A 23,911-nucleotide genomic window follows, 5' to 3' on the forward strand; every position below is an offset into this window, starting at 1 on the left:
CGGTCTTTTCGGCGTCCCCAAGCCGCCCATTTCCGGCTGATGGGCAACTTGTTCGGAGTTTCCCTAACGCCACGCTTGCGGGTGTTTATCGACTGGCTGGATGCGCAGTGCAGAAACCCAAACATTTGAATACAACCTCAGGCGTGGTGATCAGTCAGTACGGTGCGATCTACTGAAAGCCTGCTGCTTTCGGTGCGAATGATCCTGTGTGACTGGATAGGAAGTCGAATCAAGGCTTGCCACCTGAAATCACATCCAGCGAGCCCGCAATCTTAATCTGCTGGTGCGAGTATCGGTGCTCGCTAGTCGTTTCACATCTGAAGCAGGTAGAGGTTTGTGCGAACATCGTGAAATCTCAAAAAGCAGTAGGATGGGATAGCGTAGGAACTGTGAAATACAATGACTGTTATAAAATATCAGACGTATCAACTTATTGCGGGACGAACGGAAGCGGAGTTATTGCGCTGAAATTCAGTAGAGATAACGCAAATGGCAGCACAACACCTTAAAGCTCTTGACCAAACCGCCTAGCAAGGCGGTTTTTATTAGACCAAAGTATTATTGCCTTGGGAAAAGAATTATTTCTAGTGTCGTGAAACACCAAAAGCAGGAAGCAAAGGATGCGACAGAAAATTATCGAAATCCATAGCATTTCATCGGTTCAGGACTGGTATTTCGACTTGGACAGTGGAAATGACCCGAACGATTATGAGGGAATTGTCTGCTTGGCGTTAGTCACCACTATGGATCTCGACGATGAAGACCATAGGATAGAAAAGAAAATTGTCCCGGTAGAATCACAAGACTTTTATGCTTTTCGAGTCGGAGAGATTTACCAACTAAAATGTGAGGCTCTGGTCAGAGGAAATCACATTCGAATGCGCAATCCAAAATGATACGCGCTTTGCGCCGTGTTGGTTTGAATACCAATGGCGCATTCCAGAGCAAAATTTTAAGTGCATATGTGAACAGCCTTTGCCAAGATGTTCCCTCACGGGCTATTATCCCTGATATAGTTAAATTCCAACTTTTGTCTCACCAAGACTTTCGTGCGATGGCAAATAAATTGACAGCCTTGTAGGTTGTGTATATGCTTGGGAAAAGAGGAGTGCGTGGCAATGGATAAAGCAAAGGATTATGAAGGCGCAGTCATTCAGATCAACAATTCAATTCGTGAATTAGAAAAGATAATTCTATCCGACCGAATCGAAGGGGTTAAAGTCTTAGAGTTTTTCCTTTCTTTCAATCCTGCAATATTTAATCAAGACGATTTGAGCATTAAAATGGATGCATGGCGATTTCTTGATGGGCATTGCAAAGCTCATGCACGCCTGATTGTTGAACAAAGCATATCCTTTGATATACCCATCTGGAAAACCTATCGGGAGAAAATCCAAAAGGTGATTGACCTTAGAAGAGAAGTTTTCTCGGTCTAAGCAAAATTATTGGATTAGGAGGGAGAAGGATTCGCCAAGATGCTCCCCTTACGGGGTTGTTTAACCAAAGGCAAAAGCATCATCCTCTCCAGTGTAGAACATCCCTCGGGCCATTTCTGGTGGGATTTCTATTTGCTGTTCAGTTCGTAGCAGGGACTGCTGAAAATCAGCCAGTAGTTTAGGCGTAACCAAAACCTTACCTATTGTTATATTCGACCTCCTATGATTATCCCAATGCCATTCTACCAATTTATTCAACGAAAACTCATGCTTTTTGAAACTGAGAGTAGATTCTTCGTTTTCACCACCGAACTACATACGCTGAAGAGTATTTAGGTTTTTACTAAACTGACGACCATGAACAAATTTATCAAATACTACGGCAAGGGCAGGAAGACATCAACCTGATAGTAAAAGAGGCATGCACTTACACGGTCCAATTTGAGATCACCAAGATAGTGCTGATTGGTTATACCACTATAAGAGAGACTTTTACGCTCCCATTCACCAGCGTAACACTCCCAAAAACTATCATTTTCAATACGATAAAAATCAAAGCCCTGCTTTATAGTCAGCCTGGTCTGCATTTCGCTTTTTAGTCCATTGTTAAGGGTGAGATTGTAGATTTTAAATGTCATGTAATGCCTAATATTGTTGTTTTTATATCGTAAAACTTAAACTTAAAAAATCAAGAGCAAGACAATGATTTAATGGTCTTTCGGCGCTGGAAATTGCAAGAGCAAAACCATGTCTAAAAGGCAGATTCAAATAATACTTAAAACCCCCTCACCGCAGCATCCCCTTAGATAACAGAACGAAGTAGTTCACCCTACTTGTAACCCCCAAGTTTGCTGCCTTTGTAAGTTCTTACACTTGCAATAAGTCGCTTTGCCTATTCCTAACTTTTCCCATGACTTAGTTCGGGCATCACTATTCTTCTGTTCACTCGCTCCACGCTGCCTGCGCTCCCATATTTTCCTTTCTTTTCCTCGGCGTGCTCTTTCCACTGGATCAATGATAGTAATCATGTGTTGTTGTTCCTCCGGCGTGATATTGAAAGCACGTATCAGCGTTGAATTACGGGGAGTGTAGAGTGGCTTATAGCTTTCCCCATTAAACTCGACCTTCTCACCTCTGCAATGCTGACAGACCTTCTCAAACACGGTTCCAAGCGCCGCTTCTTCCCAATCACCATTGGGGAAGAACCTCTCTGCTACGGCTTTGGCCTCAACCCAAAAGTTCATACTGTTGACCTGGAAGCTCATACCCATGAAATTGAGTGACCAGAACAGGAACAGCATGCGCTGTCCTTCCTGAACGCCACCACGGAGGCTCGCCAAGGTGCGAAGGTCTGTAACCGATCCATGAACCCCACCTACCGCAAGGTGGAAGCCAAGGTTACCGTGGCATCTCTGGCGAACAGTTCCATGGCAGCAGCGCTTCGTAGTCTGCTACTGACGACGCATGCGGCAGTCGCTCAAGTACGTGGCGCAGCCACGTATAGGACTCTTGGCCGTTGATCTTGGCGGTTTCGACCAAGCTGTAGATCTGCGCGCTGGCCGTGGCTCCCTTGGGCGTGTCACTGAACAGCCAAGCCTTGCGCCCGATCACAAACGGCTTTATGGCCCGCTCTGCCAGGTTGTTGTCGATCGGCAGGTGGCCCGCCTCGACGTAGCGTTCCAGGCGGTTCCAATTGTTTGCCAGATAATGCAACGCCTTGCCCAGTACGCTTTGCGGTGTCACTTGCGAGTGCGTCTTGTCGAGCCAACTTTTCAACTGCTCAAGGATCGGCAGGCTTCGTTCCTGACGACCGATAAATCGATGTTCATCGCTGGCATCCTTGAGGTCGCGTTCGATGCCATACAGTTTGTTGATCATCGTCAGCTCAACATCGGCGCGACCGGTCTTGCCCTTGGGCTGCACCTTCTGCGCTTCGACGAATTTACGCCGGGCATGCGCCATGCACGCCAGTCGTTCAACACCCGGCTGTAGCGCCAACGCGTTGTAGCCAGCGTAATCATCGGTCATCACGTAGCCGCGATAGCCCTCCAGCAGGCGCAGCGACACCTCCTGCGCGCGACTGGTGGTGTAATCGAACAGCACGACTTGTCGATCAGGCGGGCCACTGGCCTGCACCCACATCCAGGATTGACTGGTCGGATCACGATCCGGCTCTTTGAGCACCTGCACTCTAGTTTCGTCGCAATGGATCACCGGGCTTTCCAGCAAGCGGTCACGCATCAGGTTCAGCAATGGCTGAACGTGTTCGCTGCACTGACCCAGCGGGCCAGGGTTTGCCGGGGAATCTCGATACCATGTCGGCTCAGCACCGTCTCGAAGCGGTGCAACGGTAGGCCATCGACGTACTTGGTGGTCAGCAACATGGCCAGCACGCTGGGACTGGCCATGCTCTTTTCGATCAATTGCGCCGGCTTGCCAGCGGTGACCGGCGCAGTTTCGCAACCACGGCAGCCATAGACTTTGCGTACGTGTTTGAGCACACGGATCTGCATCGGCACGATGTCGAGCTGTTCGCTGGTTTGCTCGCCAATCACGTGTTTGCGGCAACCACAGGCGCAAGTCAGTTCGTGATCGGGCAAGTCATGAATGACTTCAATACGTGGTAGGTCAGCCGACAGGGGTTTGCGTTTGCCACGCGGCTCGGTCGGGGCAACAACGTCTTCGTCAGCATCATCAGCGGCAGGTACCCACTGGCTTTCAGGTTCGTTAAACAACGCCAGTTGGGGTGTGTTGGACTCGACGGTTTGCTCGACTTGCGATTGAACAGTCGGTCGCGCAGCAGCTTGACCTGTTCTTTAAGATCGACGATCTGGCCTTTATCGACCGTGCGCTCGGCCAACAACTGCGCAAGCAGTTGTTTGAGCGCGGCAGGGTCGTCAGGAAGGTCATCGGGCACTGAAATCATGGCCCGGATTATACCGGCTCAAGCGACGAAACGGGGTGTCAAAACCTGATGCGGACGGTTGCGCCAGAGATCGAAACCGTCGAGTAGCCAATTCAGTTCCTGGACGGTCAGAATGATAGCTTCGTCGGTGGCGTCGGGGGAGGTTTTGAAACGCTCGGCTTCGAGGCGCTTGAGCCAAAGGCAGAAGCCGTTGCGCTCCCAGTACAACACCTTAATGCGGTTGCGGGCTTTATTGAGGAAGACGAAAAGTACCGGGTCGAACACGGCGACTTTGATATCCAGTTCGACCAGGGCAGTGAGCCCGTCGATGGACTTTCGAAAGTCCACGGACTTGGGATAGAGGTAGACTTTTTCGACTTTGCTGTCGGGACGCATCATGGTGGGCTGGCTCCAGAAAGAAATCGGGAGCGCAGCATCGTGAATCAGGTGGACGCTTGGAATGTGGGGATGATGGATCCCTTACATTTGTCCAGCGCCTCGGACTTGTCCGAGGCTTTGGTTTTTAGCCGGATTTGTCCGGCTGGCCCTGACTTGTTAGGGCCAGCATTTGGCGCTGGATTTGTCCAGCGCCGTCACGCATAGCGTGATGGTTGAAAATGCTCATATAGCCCCTATGCAACCCCACAGAGATATGGCATAAGGCGGAAATAGGGAATCATGGGTGGTGCGGTGCGCATGAAAAAGCTCGAAAAAAGCACTCTGTGCTATTTAGCTGGATGCCTGACAGTTGGAGTGCTGTTCTCATTTGGAGTGACACAGCTTTTATGGTTGGCTAGTGCAGATAACAGGATAGAGTCCCACGCTAAGGTTATTCTCAATCATGCCGAAATGGTCGCAGGAAACCTTACAGCTGCACTTGATGAGCTAAACAATACCTCTGACGAGTCTTGCGGGCTAACTGACCTAGACACGTTAAAACGAGTTTTATATGAATATCGCTTTGTAAAAGATGCAGGGCGAATAAAAAACAACACTATTACTTGCTCCGCTATGTGGGGCGTAATCCCTGCTTTCAGGTTGGCTGGTGAGGGTAGACTTACGAAAAACAATGTTAGGCTGTGGAGTGCAGCTTCAAGCTATTTTCCCGGCGCAATAAAAATTGATGTTTCAGCAAAAGAAAACTCATTTGTGGTTACGTCACCCACCGCATTTGCACCTTTTGAATCACCGCCAGCAGAATTAAATGCATTTATTGTCTCTCGTGACGGCAAAACCATCATGCGCACGTTCGGCGATTTTCAGCAAGGAAATATCCTAAGCAGCGCATCTGCAAGAGTGTGCTCTGAAAAATACGACATTTGTGTTAGCTCGAACATTCAAGCAAATATTTTCAAGGCCAGCAAACCTACTCTTTTCCTGTTTGTCGCATTAACTGGCTGTTCTTTGGGCTTGTTGGCTTTCTATGCTGCCCACCAATATCGTAGAGTTAGAAACTCACTTTCATATCGTTTAAAATACGCTATTAGAAATGGGCTAATATCAACTACATATCAGCCAATTGTTCATGGCAAGACCGGCAAGGTTTCCGGGTTCGAAGTTTTGGCGCGCTGGCACGATAAGAAATTCGGATCAGTCCCTCCAAATGTCTTCATCCAAAAAGCGGAAACTCTTGGTTTGCAAGAGAAGCTGAACAAGCTGATTGTTAATAGGGCTTTGGAAGAGTGTTCGAGAGGCCTGGCTTGCCATCCGGGAGTATATTTGAGTTTTAACATGGAAACCAAGGACCTGCTGGATGGCGGTCTAATTCGACACATATCAGATACAGCAAGAAGTCACGGCGTATCAGCTAGCCAGATTGCAATTGAAATTCTTGAAGGGGCAACGGCTGAAATTAGCCAGGTCGAACAAAAAATTGAGTCCATTCGAGCTTCTGGTTATAAAGTATTAATTGACGATTTCGGCTCAGGATATTCAAGTCTATCCTATCTGGCCGGGCTCAATGTTGATATTATAAAAATTGACAAGTCGTTCTCAAAAGCTGCTGGAACAGACTCTCCGGCAGCAGTAGTGCTGCAAAAGATTCATGAAATAGCAAAAGCTTTAAACGCAAAAATAATTTTTGAGGGCGTGGAGACGGAAGCTCAGAAAAAAGCAATTCTTGATTTCTGTCCTGATGCACTTGTTCAAGGATGGCTATTCAGCAAGGCATTGCCAATTAGCGAACTTACTGAAAAAGTCAGATCGCAAAGAGCTAGGGGTGAAGCGATGAATTTTGCACATGAATAAATTTTATATTAGCCCTAAAAGGTGCCCAATCTTTGATTGGGTGCGTTTTAGGGCTGGTAGCGATTTAGAGATGGGGCTTCTTTTCGGCAGTGTATCCATTCGGGGTGAAACTGATGCGGTCAATGTGCTCATCAGCCAAGTGAACATCCATGATGAAATGTTTTTCTTAATAGGCGTTATAGTAATTCTTACGTTTTGACCGATTAGGAAATTATTTACTCGCATTCGCCCATGCTCGTTCAAAAGGAGCTTGTAAATTCCCATAACGTTAAGCATGGATTTACTGGCCAGATGCAGCGAACTAATTCTTAGGCTAATCTCATTATGCTTTGCTTTAAGCTGATCCAAGTCGTGAGCTACTTCCTCAATTTTGCTTAGAATGTATTTTTTGGCCGTTTCCGAGGCATTAGTAAGAATGTCGAAATTGCTTGCTAACGATTTTTCCTGTTGAAGAATTTTTCCAGCTAGCTCTTGCTTTTCATTTTCCAGCGACTTAATACCCTTAGGCTTTGGTATTATTCTGTGAAATGGGATAAGGGATTGGTAGGCAAGGAATATTTCCTCTATTCGTGCATATCTATATCTGACGCCTTTTCATGGTGATGCATACGTGCAGCGCCCAGCCAATGAGGCCGAGCACACCAAGTCAACATACTCTCTTTTTTGTGCGTGGTAACGGAAGCCCGAGCCACAGGCACAAAAAACAATCCCTCGTAAGATGTTTTTGAATTCTGCGACCTTTCGCCCTGCAAGTTTTGGGTCTTGTCGCTCACTCAATTTTGCGCCGACTCTATAAAACTCTGACTCTGAAATTACTGCCGGATAATAGCCTTTAATCTCTTTTTTGACCTGAATCGGCTTACCTGATTCGTCCCACTCCATAGCGATAAAAGACCCGTAAATTGCGGGCTGTCGAAGAACCTTCCCAACAATGCTTTCAGTATATTTCTTGGGGAAGTTCATCTTGTTTAATTCTTGGGCAGTTGCTCTTGCACCCATTTCAAAACAGAGTTCTGCGGCACGTTTCACGGCTTCTGCATGTTCGTTAAGGATGAATCCCTCATCAACATAGCTGATCCAGAAAGGGGTCGCACTGCAACTGAACATGCGTCCGCGTAAGCGCTTCGACTTCAAATGCCCAATCGAAGTTATGGGCGAGGTGATGCACAAGGCCATGGTTATGCGGCATGATGCTCCAGCTTCAATTCAATGACCGTGTTGCACTCAGCTTCTGCAACCGCCATTTGATCAATTGGATGCCAGCAGCCACGGCTGCGTGTGGCTGCTGGCATTTGTTGCTCTAGCCTTTCGGAGCAGTGGTTTTTCCGTCTACCAGGCGCCAGATATTCAAAGGGTTGTTTTGCTTCAATGCCTCAGGGAGGAGGACATTTGGCAAATTTTGATAGCAAACAGGACGAAGGAAGCGGTCGATTGCAGTCGAACCAACCGACGTTGTGCGGCTGTCAGAGGTAGCAGGGAAAGCACCGCCGTGTACCATGGAGTCACATACCTCCACGCCAGTTGGGAAGCCGTTGACCAATACGCGGCCAGCCTTCTTCTCCATGGCTTGCACCAAACCTTGAGCAATCGCCAAGTCCTCATCTTCAAGATGAAGTGTCGCCGTCAGCTGACCCTCGATGGATTTGGCGAACGCGAGCATTTCGTTGACGTTCTGGCAACGGATGACGATAGCTGCCGGGCCAAACACCTCCTCCAAGAGCTGTGCATTGGCTGCCACGCTTTCGAAGGTCGTTTGATAGAGATGCCCCTGTGCCTGTGTGGCTCCAAGATCAGGCTGGCCTGAAGCAACGGCCTGAACGCAGGACTGACTGGTGATGCGATCAATCCCTTGCGAATAGGCAGAATGAATGCCAGGAGTCAGCATGGTTTGCGCAGCCTTGTCGCCCAGATGAGCTCCGGCCTTGTCCAGGAAGGCTTCCAGGTCAGGGCCATCGACTGCAAGCACGATGCCTGGGTTGGTGCAGAACTGGCCTGCGCCCATTACCAGAGCGTCGATGAAGCCGGTGGCGATGGACTCTGCCCGAGCAGACAGTGCACCTGGCAGGAGGAATACCGGGTTGATGCTGCTCATTTCGGCGTAGACGGGGATGGGTTCAGGCCGCGCTGCCGCTGCCCGCATCAATGCCAGGCCACCGCTACGTGATCCGGTGAAACCTACGGCTTTGATAGCCGGGTGCGATACCAACTGCTGTCCTACATCGTTGCCATCACCGACAATCAGCGAGAACGTTCCCTCAGGCAATTCAAGGCGCTTCGAAGCTTCCTGGATCACTCGCCCTACGAGCTCGGAGGTTCCCAGGTGAGCGCGGTGTGCTTTCACGACAACAGGGCAACCTGCGGCCAGTGCGGAAGCGGTATCGCCACCTGCGACAGAGAAAGCGAGCGGGAAATTACTTGCACCGAGGACGGTGACAGGCCCCAGCGCAATTTTGCACATGCGCAGGTCGGGGCGTGGAAGCGGCTGACGATCTGGCAGAGCCGAGTCGAGTGTCGCATCCTGCCAACGGCCTTGGCGAAGAACAGATGCGAAAAGCCGCAGCTGACCGACGGTGCGTCCCCGCTCGCCTTCAAGTCGAGCCATGGGCAGCCCGGTTTCGAGGTGAGCACGCTCAGTCAATGTAGAGCCCAGGCCTACGATCCCTTCCGCAATCTCTTCGAGAAAACGGGCACGCAATTCAGGTGCAGCGGAGCGGAACGAGTCGAACGCCTGTTCGGCCAGCTCGCAGGCCTCGTTAACCAGAGCTGCGCTTGCGCAGTTGAACACAGGGCTTGGAATAGACTGTTGGTTATTAGGATTGATCGCAAGGAGTTCACGGCCTTCGCCGCGCACCGCTCGATAACCGATTAGTTGTTCACCTGTGAGTTGCATATATCTACTCCGAAAACTTGTTACTTGTCAGTGGAAATGGGCTGCTTCAGAAGAAGCACGTAAGCCATTGCTGCCACCGATGCCACGGCAGCACTGATCAAAAATGCGGAAGCGAATGAGCCGGATTGCTGGATGCTGAAGCCAGTGACAATGGGTGCCACCGATCCCGCCAGGTAACCGCCGAAGTTCTGGATAGAGCCGAAGGAAGCAACCCGTCGACTATCCACGACTGTGTTAGCGATCATCCAAGCAGTTGAGCTGGCCATGTTGACGCTGAACAATGCACCGCACAGCAACACCACGCTGAGGATGAAGCCACTGCCGAACGACAGAGGGATGGTGAATGCAGCAGCTGAGAACAGTGCGCAGACAACTACGAACTTCCGGCTACCCAGTACGGTGGCCCCATTCTTCACCAGTCGGTCACAGAAACGGCCAGCGACGATGGTGCCCAAGGCGCCAAATACATAGGCCAAGGAAACGATCCAGGCAGTTTGATACAGGCTGAGACCGTGCTCACGCTCGAAATAACCTGGCAACCAGGTGAGGTGCAGCCATAGCATGTAGATCACGCCCATGAACCCCAGGACTGCACCCCAAGTGCTTTTGTGCTGGAACAGCTCAGCCCACGCGCTCAACTGAGCTTTCACGCTGGGCCTTGCTGTAATTGCTGCCTGCCTCTGTGCTTGCGTAGCCAGTAGACGTTCGCGTTCCTCTGCAGGAAGCTCAGCCAAAAAACGCTCTTTGCTCTTGTAGAAGGCGAACCAGCAGGCAGCGATCAAGATTCCAAAAACGCCGGTGGCAATGAACATGCCACGCCATCCCCAATTGACCATCAGTAGGGTCAAGAGTGGTGGCGCGATGCAAGGCCCTATGCATGTCGACGACAACACGATCCCAGTGGGCGTCCCACGCTTCTCAGCTTCGAACCACTCTGAAAGTGCCTTAGCAGCTGAAGGAAACATTGGTGCTTCACCGATACCCAGCACGATCCGCAAACCGATGAACGCAGAGAATGTGTTGATCAAGCCAGAAGCAGTTTGAGCAACAGACCAGCCAAGAAGCGCTGCGCCCAGTGAAATCTTGCTGCCCAGGCGATCAATGATCACACCCAGTGGAAGCTGAGCCAGGGCATATGCCAACGAGAACGCTGACAGGAGGATGCCCATCTGGGAAGGCGTAATCCCCATATCCCGCTGGATAGAGGTGTTTGCAATCGACAGAGCGCTCCGATCCACATAGTTGATGATGCCGATCACCAGCAGCAGGCTGACGGTGATGACCTGGTACTTCTTGAAGGGGTTTGAGCTCGCCACCGTTTCAGGCTTACGGTTGAGCTCCGCTTCCGCATATTTGGTGTTCATAGGCGTTCACTTTCTTGTTATTGGATGAGGGCAGGATTTCGAGGCTTACATGGAGGCCTCGAGAATCCACTGGTAATCCTCTGCAGAAGCTTCACGCGGGTTTGTGCGATGGCTGTGATCTGCGAGAGCGCCTTTGATGATTTTGGGGAACATGTCTTCAGTGACTTCCAGCTCCCGCAGGCCGGTTGGCAGGCCGAGTGCTCGGGTCATGTCCCGGATCGCATCTTCGATTTGGCTTTCGTCAGCCAACCCCATCGCTTGAGCAATACGCGCTGTCTTGTGCTCGTTGACCATGGTCGCTGCCTTGCGGTTGAACTGGATCACAGCCGGCAGGAAGATTGCGTTGAGAGTGCCGTGGTGCAGGCGAGGATTGATGCCGCCCAGCGAGTGGCTCAGGCTATGAACGCAACCCAGACCTTTCTGGAACGCGAGAGCGCCTTGCAGGGAAGCACTCATCATGTTGGTGCGACCTTCCAGATTTTTCGGATCTTGGGTAGCGGTTTCGATGAAGCGCCAGGCACGCCACAGGCCGTCCAATGCAATACCGTCCGCAGGTGGGTTGAACGACGGAGCCATGAAGGTTTCGAGGCAGTGGGCAATCGCATCCATCCCGGTAGCAGCAGTCAAAACTGCAGGCAGGCCAAGAGTCAGTTCCGGGTCACAGATTGCAGATTTTGGAACAACGTGGGGGGAAATCACGCCAACCTTACGGCCATCGTCCAAGATGAGAATGGCGCCACGACCAACTTCGCTGCCGGTGCCGGCAGTGGTCGGCACTGCGATCACAGGGGCCGTTGCTGGAGTGATGCGAGCCAGGCCACCTTCGATGACAGCGAAGCTTTTCAGCGGGCCTTCGTGCTTGGCGCATACGGCTACACCTTTGGCAAGGTCAATAGCGGAACCGCCGCCGATGGCGATGATGCCGTCGCAACCGCATTCCTTGAACATGGCCACTGCTTCACGAACAGCATTTTCGTTTGGGTTGGGTGGCGTGCCGTCATAGATCGGCAGCTGAACAGTGGAGTCGGTGAATTTGCTCAGAGCTACATCGACGATACCTGCCGCACGGACACCACGGTCAGTGACGATCAAAGGGCGGGTAATACCAATGCGCTGACACTCTGCAGGCAGGAGCGAAATAGCTCCGACTTCAAACTGGATCTGGGTGATGTAATTGATCAGGGACATGGGGTCTCCTCGAGCCTACTGGCTTTGTTATTTTGGGCCGATCTCAGGCCAATCCGCCGCACCGAGTGCGACATCGTGCCGCGCCAGTATAGAAATCTGAATTCAGCCGTGGTATTGAGAACAATCCATACAGGTATAACTAGGATTCATACCAAATGACCCCGTCCCTCAACTCGATCATGTCCAGGCTCCACGCTAGACACCTGCGATTGCTCATCGAGCTGGACGAGCACCGCTCTCTTCTCGGAGCCGCAAATAGCGTGGGGCTGACACAACCTGGGGCAAGCAAGGCCCTTCAGGAGATCGAGACGACTTTTGGTACGACGCTTTTTAATCGCAACAACCGTGGGCTTGAACCAACGGCTGCCGGCTATTGCGCCATCAGGTACGCCAGGGTGGTGCAGACTGATATCTCGAACCTGCGGCACGATTTGGATGCGATCCTGAGAGGGGTCGGGGGACGCCTTGCGGTGGGGGCGATCATGGGGGCAGTGCCGCTGTTGATGAAGGCGGTCTCCCAGCTGACTGCTATACAGCCGGAAATGTCATTCGAGATCATTGAGGACACCAGCCAATCGCTCTTAACCCAGATCGAGAGCGGGCGTCTGGACATGGCCCTGTGCCGGACGAGTGTGAGCAGTTCGCCGCATCTTTTCTCGAGTGCGTTTGTTCAGGACGAGACTCTGGCGGTCATCGCCAACATCGACCACCCCCTCCAGGCCGCTGGAGCACTTCGCTTGGAGGAGTTGGCTGAAAGTCGGTGGATCGTCTACCGGGCCAACATGCCTATGCGGGTGCAGCTTGAGCGAGAGTTCCATGATGCGGGCATCCGCTTCCCTCTGCACCTGGTGGAGACCACGTCGATTCTGGCAACGCTGTCACTGCTGCAGAACCAGCCCGAATTCGTTGCGCTTGTGTCAATCGATGTGGCCAAGCAGTGCGTCCAGCACAACCGCGTATGCATCTTGCCCTTGGCCATCAAGTCCGTAAGCGACCCCTACGAGTTGGTAACACGCAGAGGTAGCCAGGCCACACCGGCTATGGAGCAACTAAGGGGGTTGCTGATACAAGTCGAGCTCGACGATGCAGGCCGCCCTAAAGCGCTTCAATCAGAAGGTGGTCGGGCACTGCGACCGAACCACAATCCCCACTGATCTACGTCAAAACTCGTCGCAGCCTGAAGAGTTACGGCGAACTATAATGAAAATACTTTGTCACGTTATTGGATCCGAAACTGCTTTCGGAGTCTAGCTCGCTCGAATGAGATTCAAAATAATGATCCCATCGGCGATTAGGACGACTTCAGCTGGAGGCTGTTCTCCATGGACGCGATCAAAAGCTGCTATCACCCCATCGATGCGGCAATTCTTTGGTGCGATCTGGCCGATCACACCGCAGAAATCTTACAGGTCGAAATAGCCCACTCAGGTGAGCTACTCAAGCATTTTCCGCAGTGGCCCTGTCTCCACTTCTATGTGGAGCGCATCTACGACGCCATTGCCGCGGGTGAGCTACCGGCAACTTTCCTCGGCGGGCCCATTACGCTCAACGACCACGCCGAGCGAGTGTATTGGTCCATACGCCGTCCGGATCTGCGGGCCTGGTTTGCGCTAAACCATCCGGAGGAAAAACCCGAATTCCTGTTCCCCAAAAATATCGACCACCTCGAATGCGTGAGTTTGAACGCCTTTTTGGCTGTGCAAGCTGAACGGGACTTCTACGCGCGTGAGTTTGAGAAAATGCATCAGGCCTACGATTCTGTTGTCGAAGAGATGACGGTCTACAAGCGCCATGAAAACGAGCTAACGGCGCAGCTTGATGCAGCGGAGCCAGCCCCTGAAGCCTCCGCCAGCGTCCACTACACGATCATCGGCGCCCTACTGGCAATCACCGTAGGCAAGTCGAAATCCGGCCAAGTGCAGTCGATCTATAAAAATCAGACTGCGGTAGTCCAGGCTATTTTGTCTCAATTTCCCGGCCTACATGGTTTGAGCAAACACACCCTTGATCGGAAATTTGCGTTGGCTCGCCGCCATTTGGCCCAAGCGGAGCAGGCCTAACTCCGAATAGCCAGGCAATGACGGCCATTGCCTGGCAATGATTTTTCACCCCCACGGACCTTCAATGACTGTCACATCCCACTGCGCGCCACATGGCGCTAAGGAGTGACACCATGCAACCGGCCAGCCCTGCTCCTGTCTCTGTTGATCGCCACATCATGCGCCGCGATGAGGTGGAACAAAAAACCGGCTTCAAACGCTCACATATCTACAACCTGATGAAGGCCGGACTATTCCCGCAATGCCGGCGCATCGGCACGCGCGCGGTCGGTTGGGACTCGCTGGAGATTGAGCAGTGGGTTCAGGATCGCCTGTCTGTTCGGGAGTAGTGCCATGAAAGTCCTTTCGCTGATCTCGACCAAGGGCGGCGCCGGCAAGACCACGGTTGCCGCCAACCTCGGTGGCTTGCTTGCCGACGCCGGCTTGAAGGTGCTGCTGCTCGACCTGGACAGTCAACCGACGTTGTCCAGCTACTATGCCCTGTGCGAGTCACGTGAAGCGGGCAGCTACGAACTGATCTCGCAGCGGCTCACGGTTGCCGAACAGATCATTTCCGTCACCGCTATCCCGCGGCTTGAACTGATCGTTTCCAACGACCGCGCCGGCCACCTGGGCACCGTATTGCTGCACGCGCCCGATGGCCGACTGCGCCTGCGCAACCTGCTGCCATCGTTTGCCGATCAGTACGATGTGCTGATCGTCGACACCCAGGGCGCGCGCAGCGTGGTGGTGGAAATGGCCATCCTCGCCTCCGATTGCGCCTTGTGCCCATTGCCACCGGAAATGCTCGCGGCACGCGAACTGCGCCGCGGCACGCTCGGCCTGTTCGAGGAGCTGGAACCCTACCGTTACCTCGGCGTGGACTTGCCCCCGGTGAAACTGCTGCTCAATCAGGTGAACGCCAATCGGCGCGACACCCGCCTGATCATGCAGAGCCTGCGCAACACCTTTGCCGCCGACCCGCATGTCAGCGTCTGCAACACGGTGATTCCCGATCGCGTCGCGTACCTCAATGCCGCGTCATTGAGATTGCCGGTGCATCGGATCGAGTCGAAAGCCGCCCCTCGATCGCGCAGTCGCTGCGCGGCCGATGTCATGCGGGCACTGGCCAATGAACTGTTCCCGGAGTGGGAGCAGCGACTGGCCCAGCCCAGGGGCCGTGCGCGCTCTTATCCCGACAGCATTGCCTCAGAGGAATGCGTCACCGGCCGACCCGCCTAGTGCCCTGCCCTTCCCCCCGCTGCCCCACCCACGCAGACAACTGGGAAGGCCAGGGCGGGGCCGCCTGCACTGACAGATCAGGGGCAAACCCATGAAACCACCAACCTCCGAAGACATTACACGCCAGCTCCAGCACGGGCACTTCCCACAGCGGGCAACACAGGTATCGCCCACCGATCCCGACTGCGACACGCCGATGGTGGTGACCCTCGAGCAGCTGCGGCCCTACGAGCACAATCCACGCTTCATCCGTAATCCGCTGTACGAGGAACTGAAGGCCTCCATCCGCGACCGCGGCCTGGACCAGCCCCCCTCTATCACGCGCCGGCCCGGCGAGCCGCAGTTCATCATCCGAAATGGCGGCAATACACGGCTGAGTATCCTCGGCGAACTGTGGCAAGAAACCCGTGACGACCGTTTTTTCCGCATCCATTGCCTGTTTCGCCCCTGGCAGTCGGAGCTCCATACGCTGCTGGGCCATCTGGCCGAAAGTGACCTGCACGGCCAACTGACTTTCATCGAGCGGGCCCTGGCCGTGGCCAAGTTCCGCGACATGCTTCTGGTAGACGGTGGTAGCCTGAGTCAACGTGAACTGGCGGCGCAACTATCGGCCGGCGGCTACCCAATCTCGCAATCGCACATCAGCCGGATGCTGGACACCCTGGAGCACCTGCTGCCGGCGATCCCGCAAACCTTGTACGCCGGCTTGGGCAGACCTTCGATCGAGCGGACCCTTAACCTGCGTCGACGTGCCGAATCGGTGTGGAATCGGTACGTTGCGACACGGTTGGATTTCACCGCATTGTGGTTGGAGGTGCTGTCTACGTTCGACTGCACAGCCGCCGAGCTGGACACCGCCGAGCTGCAGGACGAACTGCTCGCGCACATGGCGAAATCCTTGGACCAGTCACCACGCCTGCTGGCGTTGGAGCTGTTCCAGGATAGCGGCCAGGCATCACGTCAGCCACTGACGCCCGACCGGTCGCTGCCCTCGCCGCTGGGCGTGGGCCAAGACACCGATACCACTTCCGGTAGTGAGCCTGAAGCCCCCACGGGGCTCCACTCACCGGAGCTGGTCTGCCCTCCGCAACCTGCTGATAGGCAACCCGAACAGGCAGACCTGAAGCAGCCTCCTGCCGTCACCCGTGAACAGGTACGCACTCCAACTGCGCCACCGCCCGCTCAGTCTGCCAATCTCGGCAGTGCTGGGCGCCTGTGCTTGCCCGATTCACTGGATACCCTCTGGCCGATACCGCCGGCTCTGGAAGACCTGGTGCAACTGCGCCAGGCCTGCGCGCAGTTGGCCAGCGAACTGGCCGGCTACGCCAATGCGCCACACATGGTCTGCGCCACGGAGGAAGGCCTGGGTTTCTCGTTGGCGCCCGATACAGCAGCGCCTTCGACACCGCACCGCACCGGGATTCAGCTGCTGTTGGGCGCGCTGCTGCGCGTGCAGGATGACGTTGCTTGGGAGCAACGTCAGCAGCTCCCGGCGGCGCTGTTCGGCCAACTGCTACTGGGTGCCTACGACCTGCCACTGATCGAGCGCCCACAGCTCGCGATCGGGATTGAGCGGCTCCCCGATCCTCAATTGGCGCAACTGTTTTCACTTATCCGGCTCTCTCGACGCTTGATCGAACTCACGCTGTCGTCCACCCGCTGACACTCGGAGGTGCCGCATGAGCACGTCGTTCAATCTGCTGAACCACGCCATGTTGAACCAGGTCCTGCATGAGCTGCGCCATGGTCGGCTGCAACGCTGCAAGGCCTTGGGCCTCGGCGACGAGGACATCGAGGTGCTGCAGTCGCTGCCGCCTACGACCTTGTCCCACCTGGCGCACTCCACGATCGCCTGGGTCGAAATCAAGGTCGACACCACGGTGCTGCGGCGCCTGATCGCCCAGGCCGAACGCGACGAGCTGAACGAGCGGCTGATCAACCGTGCCCTCAAGCTCGGGGCAAGTTCAAACATCATGTACCGCTGCTTCGGCCTCGACCATTCCGAGACGGCGTTGCGCCGACGCATCCTGAAGATCGAGACCCATCGCGGCCGCCCCGTCCAGCTCAGCGAGACTCAGGAGCATGCGGTGTGGAACCGCTGGCGCCAGTTGCGGGCTGAAGATCCGGACAGTGAACCGCTGGATGCAATGATGATGCTGGCCGAGGAACAGCAGATCAGCCTGACCCTGATCTGGCAGCAGATCGAGCTTTACGGAGGTATCCCATGCTGAATTTCTACACCGTGGACTGGGCCGATGTGGTGCGCCAGAGCATGGTCACGCTCAAGCGCTGTCTGGAGCAGGCCGAACAAGCCAAGGCTGCCCGTGCACTGGCAGAGGGGCCGGGCTTCGTGTACCACGGCAGCCACGAACCGTTACCGCGGGGATTGCTGCAGGATCGCCGGCTCACGCCCGTGGAGCGCAATCTCTGGTTAGTGCTGCGCTGGTTGATCACCGAGCGGCAAATGCGTACCCCACGTTATCAGGACCTGCAGCCATACCTGGCGACCAGCCCCTGTGGCGCGCAGGCTTCACGCGAGACCATCGCCCGCGCGCTGAATGTGCTGCGTGCTACCCGCTGGCTCAGCCTGAGCGAACGGTATCGCGATGAGCAGGGTTGCCTGCGCGGCTGCGTGTACGTGCTGCACGACGCGCCGCTGTCACCCGCACAAGCCATCGACCAAGATGCCGGCTACCTGCCCCTGATCAGCCAAAACCTGTCCCACGCCACCAAAGGCGTGCGCGATCTCGCTCAGCATCTTCTCCAAGAGCTACGGGCGGATCCGGAGGTGGCTGACGAGGCCTTGGCCATGATGGCTTCGCTCCCCGCAACAGGCGCTCAACAGACCTTGCCGCTGCAGGCCGACAGCCATGTCGAGCATTCCGAACTAAGCGAGGCGCACTGCGTTCGGTCTGCCGCACCGTCCTCGACCAATTCCGAACCCAGCGTAAATTTCCCGGCTACGGCTGCCGTTCGGAATCCGACGCTCGACCGTACCGTACAAAAACAAAGCAAAAAAAGTACAGTACCGCCCAGCTCGGCCGATGGCAGCGCCGCTTGGCCAGAGGGTCTGCAGTTGAGTCCGAATGAACAGCGCCGGGCAGTCCAGGCGCTGTGCCAGCTCGAGCCCGAACAGCGACAAGCGGTGATCAATGAAGCAGCGGTTCGCTGTAGCCGCGGCGACATCCGCAAACCCATTGCCTACTTGTTGGGGCTGATCAAGCGAGCCTGCCAGGGCGAATTCACGCTTTGGGCCGCACGAAGAGATGTACCACCAGCACCGCGCAAGCGCATTCGCCCGCCTGAGCCGGCTGATGAGCGCTCACGGGAATCCGGAAGCCGGGTGGCCTCGCCGCTGGCCAAGGCGTACCTGGAACAGCTCAAGCTTCGCTGCGGTGTTGTGAGCGGAACAACGTAACTGCGCGTTGAGTCTTTCAGGTCTCCAACTATCAGCGGACCTCTATGGATTTGATCGCAGTGGCATCACTCCAGTGACGTCTTCCAGCCAGACACCATTGCTCGAGGAGTGTGATCTGCGTGATGGCTGTGAGGTCGCAACATTGACCAATGCCAGGATGAAGCAGTTAGCGGCGTTGGCACTCAGTGGATTTGATCACAGTGGCATCAATCGCAGGACCATCGAAAGTAGGGGGCAATGTGAGCCCATCGCGTTCACATTGATCACTGCCAGGGTGCCCGAGAGTGCAGATCGTCGGCGTTATTCCGACGGCGAGGATCTGGCAATGGTCGACCACTACCAGCTCAACCTGGGCTCACTGCGCAGCAGCATCACCCTCACCCTGCACACACATCACGCAGCACGTCTGTGGCAGGGCCGTGCCGGGCGCGAAGGCGTGTTTGGCATCATGGGCATGGCGGGCTACATCAGCGTCACCAACCTGCTCAAGCAGGCGAGCAGCCAGGACGACCCCTTCGCCGACTGGTTCATGCTACAACTCGAAGACAAGGTACTGCAGGCCAAGGCCGAGCTGCTGGCATTGACCGAGCAAGTCAAACTGGTCGAGCGCGACCTGCCCTCCCAGGTCAGCATCGGCGACAACCTGAACATCCACCCTGTCACCCTGCCCCTGTTCATCGGCAGCCAGTTGGGGTTTCTCGCCGTCTACCTGCTGACAGACTACGACAGCCTGGTACGTCGCGTGCTGCTGGCCCACCACACCGCGCTGATCGGCCGGGCCGACATGGAGTACTGGATCGATGGTGGCGCCCACCTGCTGCGCAGCCTGTTCAGCATGGCACAGCAGTTCCGACTGGCCGGGGTAAGCCGCGACGACATGGCCGCCAACAACGCCCGCGCCCGCGAGGCCATCGACAAGTTCGGCATCCCGCCCCAGGACATTCTCGAAGGCACACGACGCTCGCAATTTGCGCCGCCCATCGTGCGCACCGCCAAGGCCGCACTGCCCAGTGAGGCCGATCAACTTGCTGACGACGTGGAACCTTCGCCCGGCGACCCCGCCGAAGGCGGTGAAGCATGACACTGCCCGAAGCGATCGCCCATTGCCTGTCATCCGAGGCCTATCGCGAGTTTGAACACAGTGCCTCTCTAAAAGGCCTTTTAAAGCCTTTTAAGGGTAAGGGGGAGCTGGCCCAGTTCGCCGAGACAATCAAACAGCTGCGAGGCGAACTCGAGACGCTGATGGTCGCGATGCTGGCGATCATGGCGCAGCCACCCTTCTCGTTGCTCGAGTTGCGACTGAGCGTCCAGCACAGCTCCCAGGGCGCCTGCTTCCTACGCTGGCGCAGCCCGGACTTCAAGCGCATGGGCGTGGAGGTCTGGCAGCAGGCGATGGCACATCCGCTGCTGCAGCCAGAACTGCGCCAGGCGCTGTACCAGCTGGAAGCCAACCGGATCGTCCTCAACCTGCAGATGAGCAGCCTGAACTCGCTCTATCGCCAGGTACTCACCGGCGCCCTCAAACTCGCGTATGCCGATGACGTCCTTTTCGATACCACCACCGAGGAGAATCACCCATGAGCACGTTCTTTGTTGGCGAAGGCAACATCGGCAGTCCGCCTGAGTTTCAGGAATTCAACAACAACCCGGACGAGCCGAAGCGGCTGCTGCGGTTGAATGTCTATTTCGACAACCCAGTACCGCGCGAGGGCGGCTACGAAGACCGCGGCGGCTACTGGGCTCCGGTCGAGCTCTGGCACCGCGATGCCGAGCACTGGAGCACCCTGTACCAGAAAGGCATGCGCGTCTTGGTCATGGGCCGCACGGTCAAGGATGAGTGGGAAGACAGCGAGGACAACGCCCGGGTGACGTTCAAGGTGGAGGCGCGGCACATCGGCATCCTGCCCCACCGCCTGGCCAGCGTGTCCATGCGCGAGAAGGCCAGTGATAATGGTGGCAGCAACCGCAAGCCGGCCGGCAAGAAAACCACACGCAAATCGAGCTGAGCGGGTGGACGTCAGTGGAACCGTGCCTTTCAGCGCGGGACCGCTCAGTCACTGCGCCCCGCACGGCGGGCGACGCCCTGCAGGTCGTCCCCCTCGATCAACCCTTTGACCTCCGCCAGGTACTGGTCCAGGGCAAGGAACGCCCGCCAGTGCGCTGGCGCTTCCTTGATCCACGCGATCAACCTGGCCCTCGCCGCCTGATTGTCCGGTTCCTGATGGGTGGTCATGAACAACTCGCAGGCCTTGATCGCTAACGCATCCGCTTCATGCTGCTCAAGTTCGTCCAATCCGCTATCTCCGTGTGACGATCAGGTCACCGTACTCTCATTGGGTGATACGCCCCGTTAGGTTGATATTCAACCTTTTAGGGCGTTCATATCCTTGGGTGGCTGGTCAACCATACGGGTTGAATTGGAGAGCCACCCCGTTGCCAGTCAAAGAGCCTAGCCCACAACACATCGGCCGCCAGTTGGCCAAGTACCGCCGCGCGCAGAGCTTTACCCAGGCGCAAGTCGGTGAGCGCCTGGAGATCGGCACCGAAGCGGTGTCGCGCATGGAGCGTGGCAAGGTCGAACTGACCGTGCCCAAGCTGCTGCAGTTGGCGGACATGTACGGCTGTCCGGCCGATGAGCTGCTACTGGCCATCAGTCCTCGCCCACAGGACCAGGGGCAGAAGATTGCCTCGCTGATCAAGGAACTTGGCGAGACGGACAAGCAATTTGCCTTGGACCTTCTGCAGACCGTGACCGCGCACCTCGCGCAGCGGTAAATCGCTCGCCGCTGGCGGCTATACCGATATGATCTCGACCAGTTCAGCTTTTCCCTAGCACTCCCCAGTCACGCGACCACCCTGTCGGTACCTGACCGAGAGGGCCACGTCATGCGCCTCTACATTTGCGAAAAACCGTCCCAAGCCCGCGATATCGCCCGGGTGCTGCAAGCCCATCGTCGCGGCGATGGCTACCTGCAGGGCATCGGAGTGACCGTGACCTGGTGCGTGGGCCACCTGCTCGAGACTGCGCCACCGGAAACCTATAGCGACCAGTTCAAGCGCTGGTCGCTGGAGCACCTGCCGATTATCCCGCAGCACTGGCAACTGGTGGTGAAGCCCAAGGTCGCCGCGCAGTTGAAGGCCATCAGCCGGCTGCTGCAGGCCTGCGCCGAGGTTGTGATTGCCACCGACGCTGACCGCGAGGGCGAGATGATTGCTCGGGAGATCCTCGAGCGCTGCCAGTATCAGGGGCCTATCCTTCGCCTGTGGCTGTCCGCCCTCGACGACGCTTCGATCCGTCGGGCCCTGACGGCGTTGCGGCCGGGTGAACAAACCCTGCCGCTGTACCACTGTGCCCTCGCCCGATCCCGGGCAGATTGGCTGGTGGGCATCAACCTCAGCCGATTGTTCACCCTGCTCGGTCGCCGCGCCGGCTTCGACGGCACGCTGCCCGTGGGCCGTGTGCAAACGCCCACCCTGCGCCTGGTAGTGGAGCGTGATCGCGCCATCGCCAGTTTCGTCGCCCGGCCTTTCTGGACCGTGGACGTTGTGCTGCACGCTGACGGGGCGGAGTTTGAGGCGCGCTGGCAGCCACCCGCTGCGCACTGCGATGATGCCGGTCACTGCGTTGATCAAGCGGCGGCCGAGCAGGTTGCCCGGCGCCTGGCAGCTGCGCGTTCAGTACAAGTGGAGCGGGTCGACGTTGAACGCGTGACGGAAGGGCCGCCCTTGCCGTTCGACTTGGGCACGCTGCAGGAAGTCTGTTCGGCCAAACTCGGCCTGGGCGCGCAGGAAACCCTCAGTGTGGCGCAGGCACTGTACGAAACCCACAAGGCCACCACCTACCCTCGCAGCGACTGTGGCTACCTGCCAGAGAGCATGCTGGACGAGGTACCGCGCGTACTGAAGGCCTTGGCCGCAGCCGACCCGGCGCTTGGCCAGCGATTCAAGGAACTCGGTCCGACACGGCGCTCCCGCGCCTGGAATGGCAGCAAGGTCACCGCCCACCACGGTATCATCCCCACCGCCGTGGTGATCCCGCTCGATCAGTTGTCCGAGCGTGAGCGCGCCGTGTACACCCTGATCCGCGCCCGCTACCTGGCGCAGTTTCTGCCCCACCACGAATACCTGAAAACCCAGGTGCAGCTGCGCAGCCAGGCCGATCCGCTGCAGGCCCGTGGCAAACAGATCCAGGTGCGTGGCTGGAAGGCCGTGATCGATGAAGCCGATGCCAGTGAGCCAACCGAGCAAACGCAGCGGCTCCCCACCTTGCAGGAAGGTGCGTCGGTTGGTGTGCGCGACGCCAAGGTCAACACGCAGCGCACCCAGCCACCCAAACCCTACACCGAAGGTACACTGGTCAAAGCGATGAAAACCATCGCCAACCAGGTGGCCGACGTGCGCCTCAAGCAAACGTTGAAAGACAGCATTGGCATCGGCACCGAGGCCACCCGCGCCGCGATCATCCAGGGCCTGATCGATCACGGCTACTTGACCAAAAAAAAGCGCAGCCTGGCAGCCTCTGCCGCCGCCCACACGTTGATCGAAGCCGTTCCGCGTGAGGTGGCTGACCCGGTGATGACTGCGGTGTGGGAACAAGCGTTGGCGCGAATTGAGACTGGGCAGTTAAGTGTCGAGGCGTTTCTCGCCAAGCAGTCGGCCTGGCTCACCCAGGTGGTGCGCAGCCAAGCCTCGTTGAACCTGCAGCTACCCCGTTCGAAAAGTCCCGCCTGCCCCGTGTGCCGAAGCCCCATGCGCCAGCGCAAAGGCCGCACCGGTAACTTTTGGTCCTGTGTGCGCTACCCAGACTGCAAGGGTACTAAGCCAGTGAAGGCCAGCGCGGCGCTTGCCAAGCCGAAGCGTTCCTGACTGCTTGACGCTAGGGACCGTCACTGTTGTAGTGAACAGGCCCCTCGCCGTTTGGCGACCCCAGGCCGATTCGCTCCGGGCAGCTCGGCCAGACTCGTTGAGTTCGGAGCCTCTTTCACCGTACTGTATCGCTGTTCCGGATGTCCAAGGTTCCCGAGACGGATGACCCGTGCGACCTGTTGCAGGCTGTAGGGGTCATCCGCCTCGGCGACGATGCTCAGTGCCGGTGCCCGCCGGCGAAATAATGGGCGCCGTTTGTGCGCGGATGCGTGCCAGTTATCCCGACCCAGGCCACGACAAGGGTCGGTTGATCAGG

23 protein-coding genes and 2 pseudogenes are annotated in these 23,911 nt (G+C 56.2%); 17 read left to right on the forward strand and 8 right to left on the reverse strand.

Annotated features, from left to right (window positions below; all coding sequences use genetic code 11):
* Positions 1 to 620: 620 nt before the first annotated feature.
* Together WF331_RS26730 and WF331_RS26735 are read left to right on the forward strand one after the other, a co-directional pair.
* Positions 621 to 896, forward strand: coding sequence for a hypothetical protein (locus tag WF331_RS26730; RefSeq protein WP_028699718.1), 276 nt, complete (start codon positions 621 to 623; stop codon positions 894 to 896).
* A gap of 222 nt (positions 897 to 1,118) precedes the next feature.
* On the forward strand, positions 1,119 to 1,436 hold the full coding sequence (locus WF331_RS26735; RefSeq protein ID WP_028699719.1) for a hypothetical protein: 318 nt from the start codon (positions 1,119 to 1,121) through the stop codon (positions 1,434 to 1,436).
* Between the two features lie 824 nt (positions 1,437 to 2,260).
* Here the strand turns inward: WF331_RS26735 and WF331_RS26740 are convergent.
* The 3 genes and pseudogenes from WF331_RS26740 to tnpB form a co-directional block, all read right to left on the reverse strand.
* Positions 2,261 to 2,737: a hypothetical protein gene (locus WF331_RS26740; protein ID WP_102690081.1), complete on the reverse strand. Its 477-nt coding sequence runs from the start codon at positions 2,735 to 2,737 to the stop codon at positions 2,261 to 2,263.
* 97 nt (positions 2,738 to 2,834) lie between these two features.
* Positions 2,835 to 4,362 (reverse strand): annotated as a pseudogene (gene tnpC, locus WF331_RS26745) (IS66 family transposase).
* 18 nt (positions 4,363 to 4,380) lie between these two features.
* The gene (gene tnpB, locus WF331_RS26750) at positions 4,381 to 4,740 is read right to left on the reverse strand and encodes an IS66 family insertion sequence element accessory protein TnpB (RefSeq protein ID WP_028699721.1); all 360 of its coding nucleotides are present in this window, start codon (positions 4,738 to 4,740) and stop codon (positions 4,381 to 4,383) included.
* Between the two features lie 297 nt (positions 4,741 to 5,037).
* Here tnpB and WF331_RS26755 point away from each other — a divergent pair, with 297 nt between their 5' ends.
* Together WF331_RS26755 and WF331_RS26760 are read left to right on the forward strand one after the other, a co-directional pair.
* On the forward strand, positions 5,038 to 6,588 hold the full coding sequence (locus WF331_RS26755; RefSeq protein WP_340623484.1) for an EAL domain-containing protein: 1,551 nt from the start codon (positions 5,038 to 5,040) through the stop codon (positions 6,586 to 6,588).
* On the forward strand, positions 6,581 to 6,787 hold the full coding sequence (locus WF331_RS26760; RefSeq protein ID WP_102690083.1) for a hypothetical protein: 207 nt from the start codon (positions 6,581 to 6,583) through the stop codon (positions 6,785 to 6,787). Before WF331_RS26755 ends, WF331_RS26760 begins: the two co-directional genes overlap by 8 nt.
* A 395-nt stretch (positions 6,788 to 7,182) precedes the next feature.
* Here WF331_RS26760 and WF331_RS26765 read toward each other — a convergent pair whose 3' ends face one another.
* Positions 7,183 to 7,695, reverse strand: coding sequence for a recombinase family protein (locus WF331_RS26765; RefSeq protein WP_075045752.1), 513 nt, complete (start codon positions 7,693 to 7,695; stop codon positions 7,183 to 7,185).
* Between WF331_RS26765 and WF331_RS26770 the strand changes: the two are divergent.
* Positions 7,676 to 7,801 (forward strand): annotated as a pseudogene (locus WF331_RS26770) (IS30 family transposase); the annotation flags it as partial. The gene WF331_RS26765 and the pseudogene WF331_RS26770 overlap by 20 nt on opposite strands.
* An 87-nt stretch (positions 7,802 to 7,888) precedes the next feature.
* Here WF331_RS26770 and WF331_RS26775 read toward each other — a convergent pair.
* Genes WF331_RS26775 through WF331_RS26785 form a run of 3 tightly spaced genes read right to left on the reverse strand, consistent with a single transcriptional unit; the run spans position 7,889 to position 12,030 of the window.
* Positions 7,889 to 9,478: an aldehyde dehydrogenase (NADP(+)) gene (locus WF331_RS26775; protein ID WP_102689535.1), complete on the reverse strand. Its 1,590-nt coding sequence runs from the start codon at positions 9,476 to 9,478 to the stop codon at positions 7,889 to 7,891.
* 20 nt (positions 9,479 to 9,498) lie between these two features.
* Positions 9,499 to 10,842: an MFS transporter gene (locus WF331_RS26780; protein WP_070087314.1), complete on the reverse strand. Its 1,344-nt coding sequence runs from the start codon at positions 10,840 to 10,842 to the stop codon at positions 9,499 to 9,501.
* Between the two features lie 45 nt (positions 10,843 to 10,887).
* The gene (locus tag WF331_RS26785) at positions 10,888 to 12,030 is read right to left on the reverse strand and encodes an iron-containing alcohol dehydrogenase (RefSeq protein WP_047595526.1); all 1,143 of its coding nucleotides are present in this window, start codon (positions 12,028 to 12,030) and stop codon (positions 10,888 to 10,890) included.
* Between the two features lie 155 nt (positions 12,031 to 12,185).
* Between WF331_RS26785 and WF331_RS26790 the strand changes: the two genes are divergently transcribed.
* From WF331_RS26790 to WF331_RS26835, 10 genes are all read left to right on the forward strand, one after another.
* Positions 12,186 to 13,184: a LysR family transcriptional regulator gene (locus WF331_RS26790; protein ID WP_063423925.1), complete on the forward strand. Its 999-nt coding sequence runs from the start codon at positions 12,186 to 12,188 to the stop codon at positions 13,182 to 13,184.
* A gap of 168 nt (positions 13,185 to 13,352) precedes the next feature.
* Positions 13,353 to 14,090, forward strand: a complete 738-nt coding sequence (locus tag WF331_RS26795; RefSeq protein WP_063423924.1) for a hypothetical protein — start codon at positions 13,353 to 13,355, stop codon at positions 14,088 to 14,090.
* 113 nt (positions 14,091 to 14,203) lie between these two features.
* The gene (locus WF331_RS26800; RefSeq protein WP_179052395.1) at positions 14,204 to 14,419 is read left to right on the forward strand and encodes an AlpA family transcriptional regulator; all 216 of its coding nucleotides are present in this window, start codon (positions 14,204 to 14,206) and stop codon (positions 14,417 to 14,419) included.
* 4 nt (positions 14,420 to 14,423) lie between these two features.
* Positions 14,424 to 15,311 (forward strand): ParA family protein, encoded by an 888-nt coding sequence (locus tag WF331_RS26805; protein WP_340623485.1) that lies wholly within the window; start codon positions 14,424 to 14,426, stop codon positions 15,309 to 15,311.
* Between the two features lie 91 nt (positions 15,312 to 15,402).
* A complete protein-coding gene (locus WF331_RS26810) occupies positions 15,403 to 16,974 on the forward strand; it encodes a ParB family protein (RefSeq protein WP_047595523.1) in 1,572 nt (523 codons plus the stop codon).
* 16 nt (positions 16,975 to 16,990) lie between these two features.
* Entirely contained in the window at positions 16,991 to 17,542 is a 552-nt protein-coding gene (locus WF331_RS26815; protein WP_013972314.1) for a DUF2857 domain-containing protein, read from the forward strand.
* Entirely contained in the window at positions 17,536 to 18,729 is a 1,194-nt protein-coding gene (locus WF331_RS26820; RefSeq protein ID WP_013972313.1) for an STY4528 family pathogenicity island replication protein, read from the forward strand. The genes WF331_RS26815 and WF331_RS26820 overlap by 7 nt, the downstream gene beginning before the upstream one ends.
* Before the next feature lie 325 nt (positions 18,730 to 19,054).
* Positions 19,055 to 19,810 (forward strand): PFL_4669 family integrating conjugative element protein, encoded by a 756-nt coding sequence (locus tag WF331_RS26825; RefSeq protein ID WP_102689537.1) that lies wholly within the window; start codon positions 19,055 to 19,057, stop codon positions 19,808 to 19,810.
* Positions 19,807 to 20,310 (forward strand): DUF3158 family protein, encoded by a 504-nt coding sequence (locus WF331_RS26830; RefSeq protein WP_102689538.1) that lies wholly within the window; start codon positions 19,807 to 19,809, stop codon positions 20,308 to 20,310. Before WF331_RS26825 ends, WF331_RS26830 begins: the two co-directional genes overlap by 4 nt.
* A complete protein-coding gene (locus WF331_RS26835; RefSeq protein ID WP_102689539.1) occupies positions 20,307 to 20,735 on the forward strand; it encodes a single-stranded DNA-binding protein in 429 nt (142 codons plus the stop codon). Before WF331_RS26830 ends, WF331_RS26835 begins: the two co-directional genes overlap by 4 nt.
* Before the next feature lie 44 nt (positions 20,736 to 20,779).
* Here the strand turns inward: WF331_RS26835 and WF331_RS26840 are convergent, their stop codons facing one another.
* A complete protein-coding gene (locus WF331_RS26840; protein ID WP_232862532.1) occupies positions 20,780 to 21,022 on the reverse strand; it encodes a hypothetical protein in 243 nt (80 codons plus the stop codon).
* Positions 21,023 to 21,162: 140 nt separating this feature from the next.
* Here WF331_RS26840 and WF331_RS26845 point away from each other — a divergent pair, with 140 nt between their 5' ends.
* A complete protein-coding gene (locus WF331_RS26845; protein WP_102689540.1) occupies positions 21,163 to 21,504 on the forward strand; it encodes a helix-turn-helix domain-containing protein in 342 nt (113 codons plus the stop codon).
* 111 nt (positions 21,505 to 21,615) lie between these two features.
* Positions 21,616 to 23,595: a DNA topoisomerase III gene (locus tag WF331_RS26850; RefSeq protein ID WP_102689541.1), complete on the forward strand. Its 1,980-nt coding sequence runs from the start codon at positions 21,616 to 21,618 to the stop codon at positions 23,593 to 23,595.
* The last annotated feature ends 316 nt before the right edge of the window (positions 23,596 to 23,911 follow it).

The sequence above is a fragment of the Pseudomonas sp. YNh genome, from assembly GCF_037993085.1.
Taxonomy (GTDB): domain Bacteria; phylum Pseudomonadota; class Gammaproteobacteria; order Pseudomonadales; family Pseudomonadaceae; genus Aquipseudomonas; species Aquipseudomonas putida.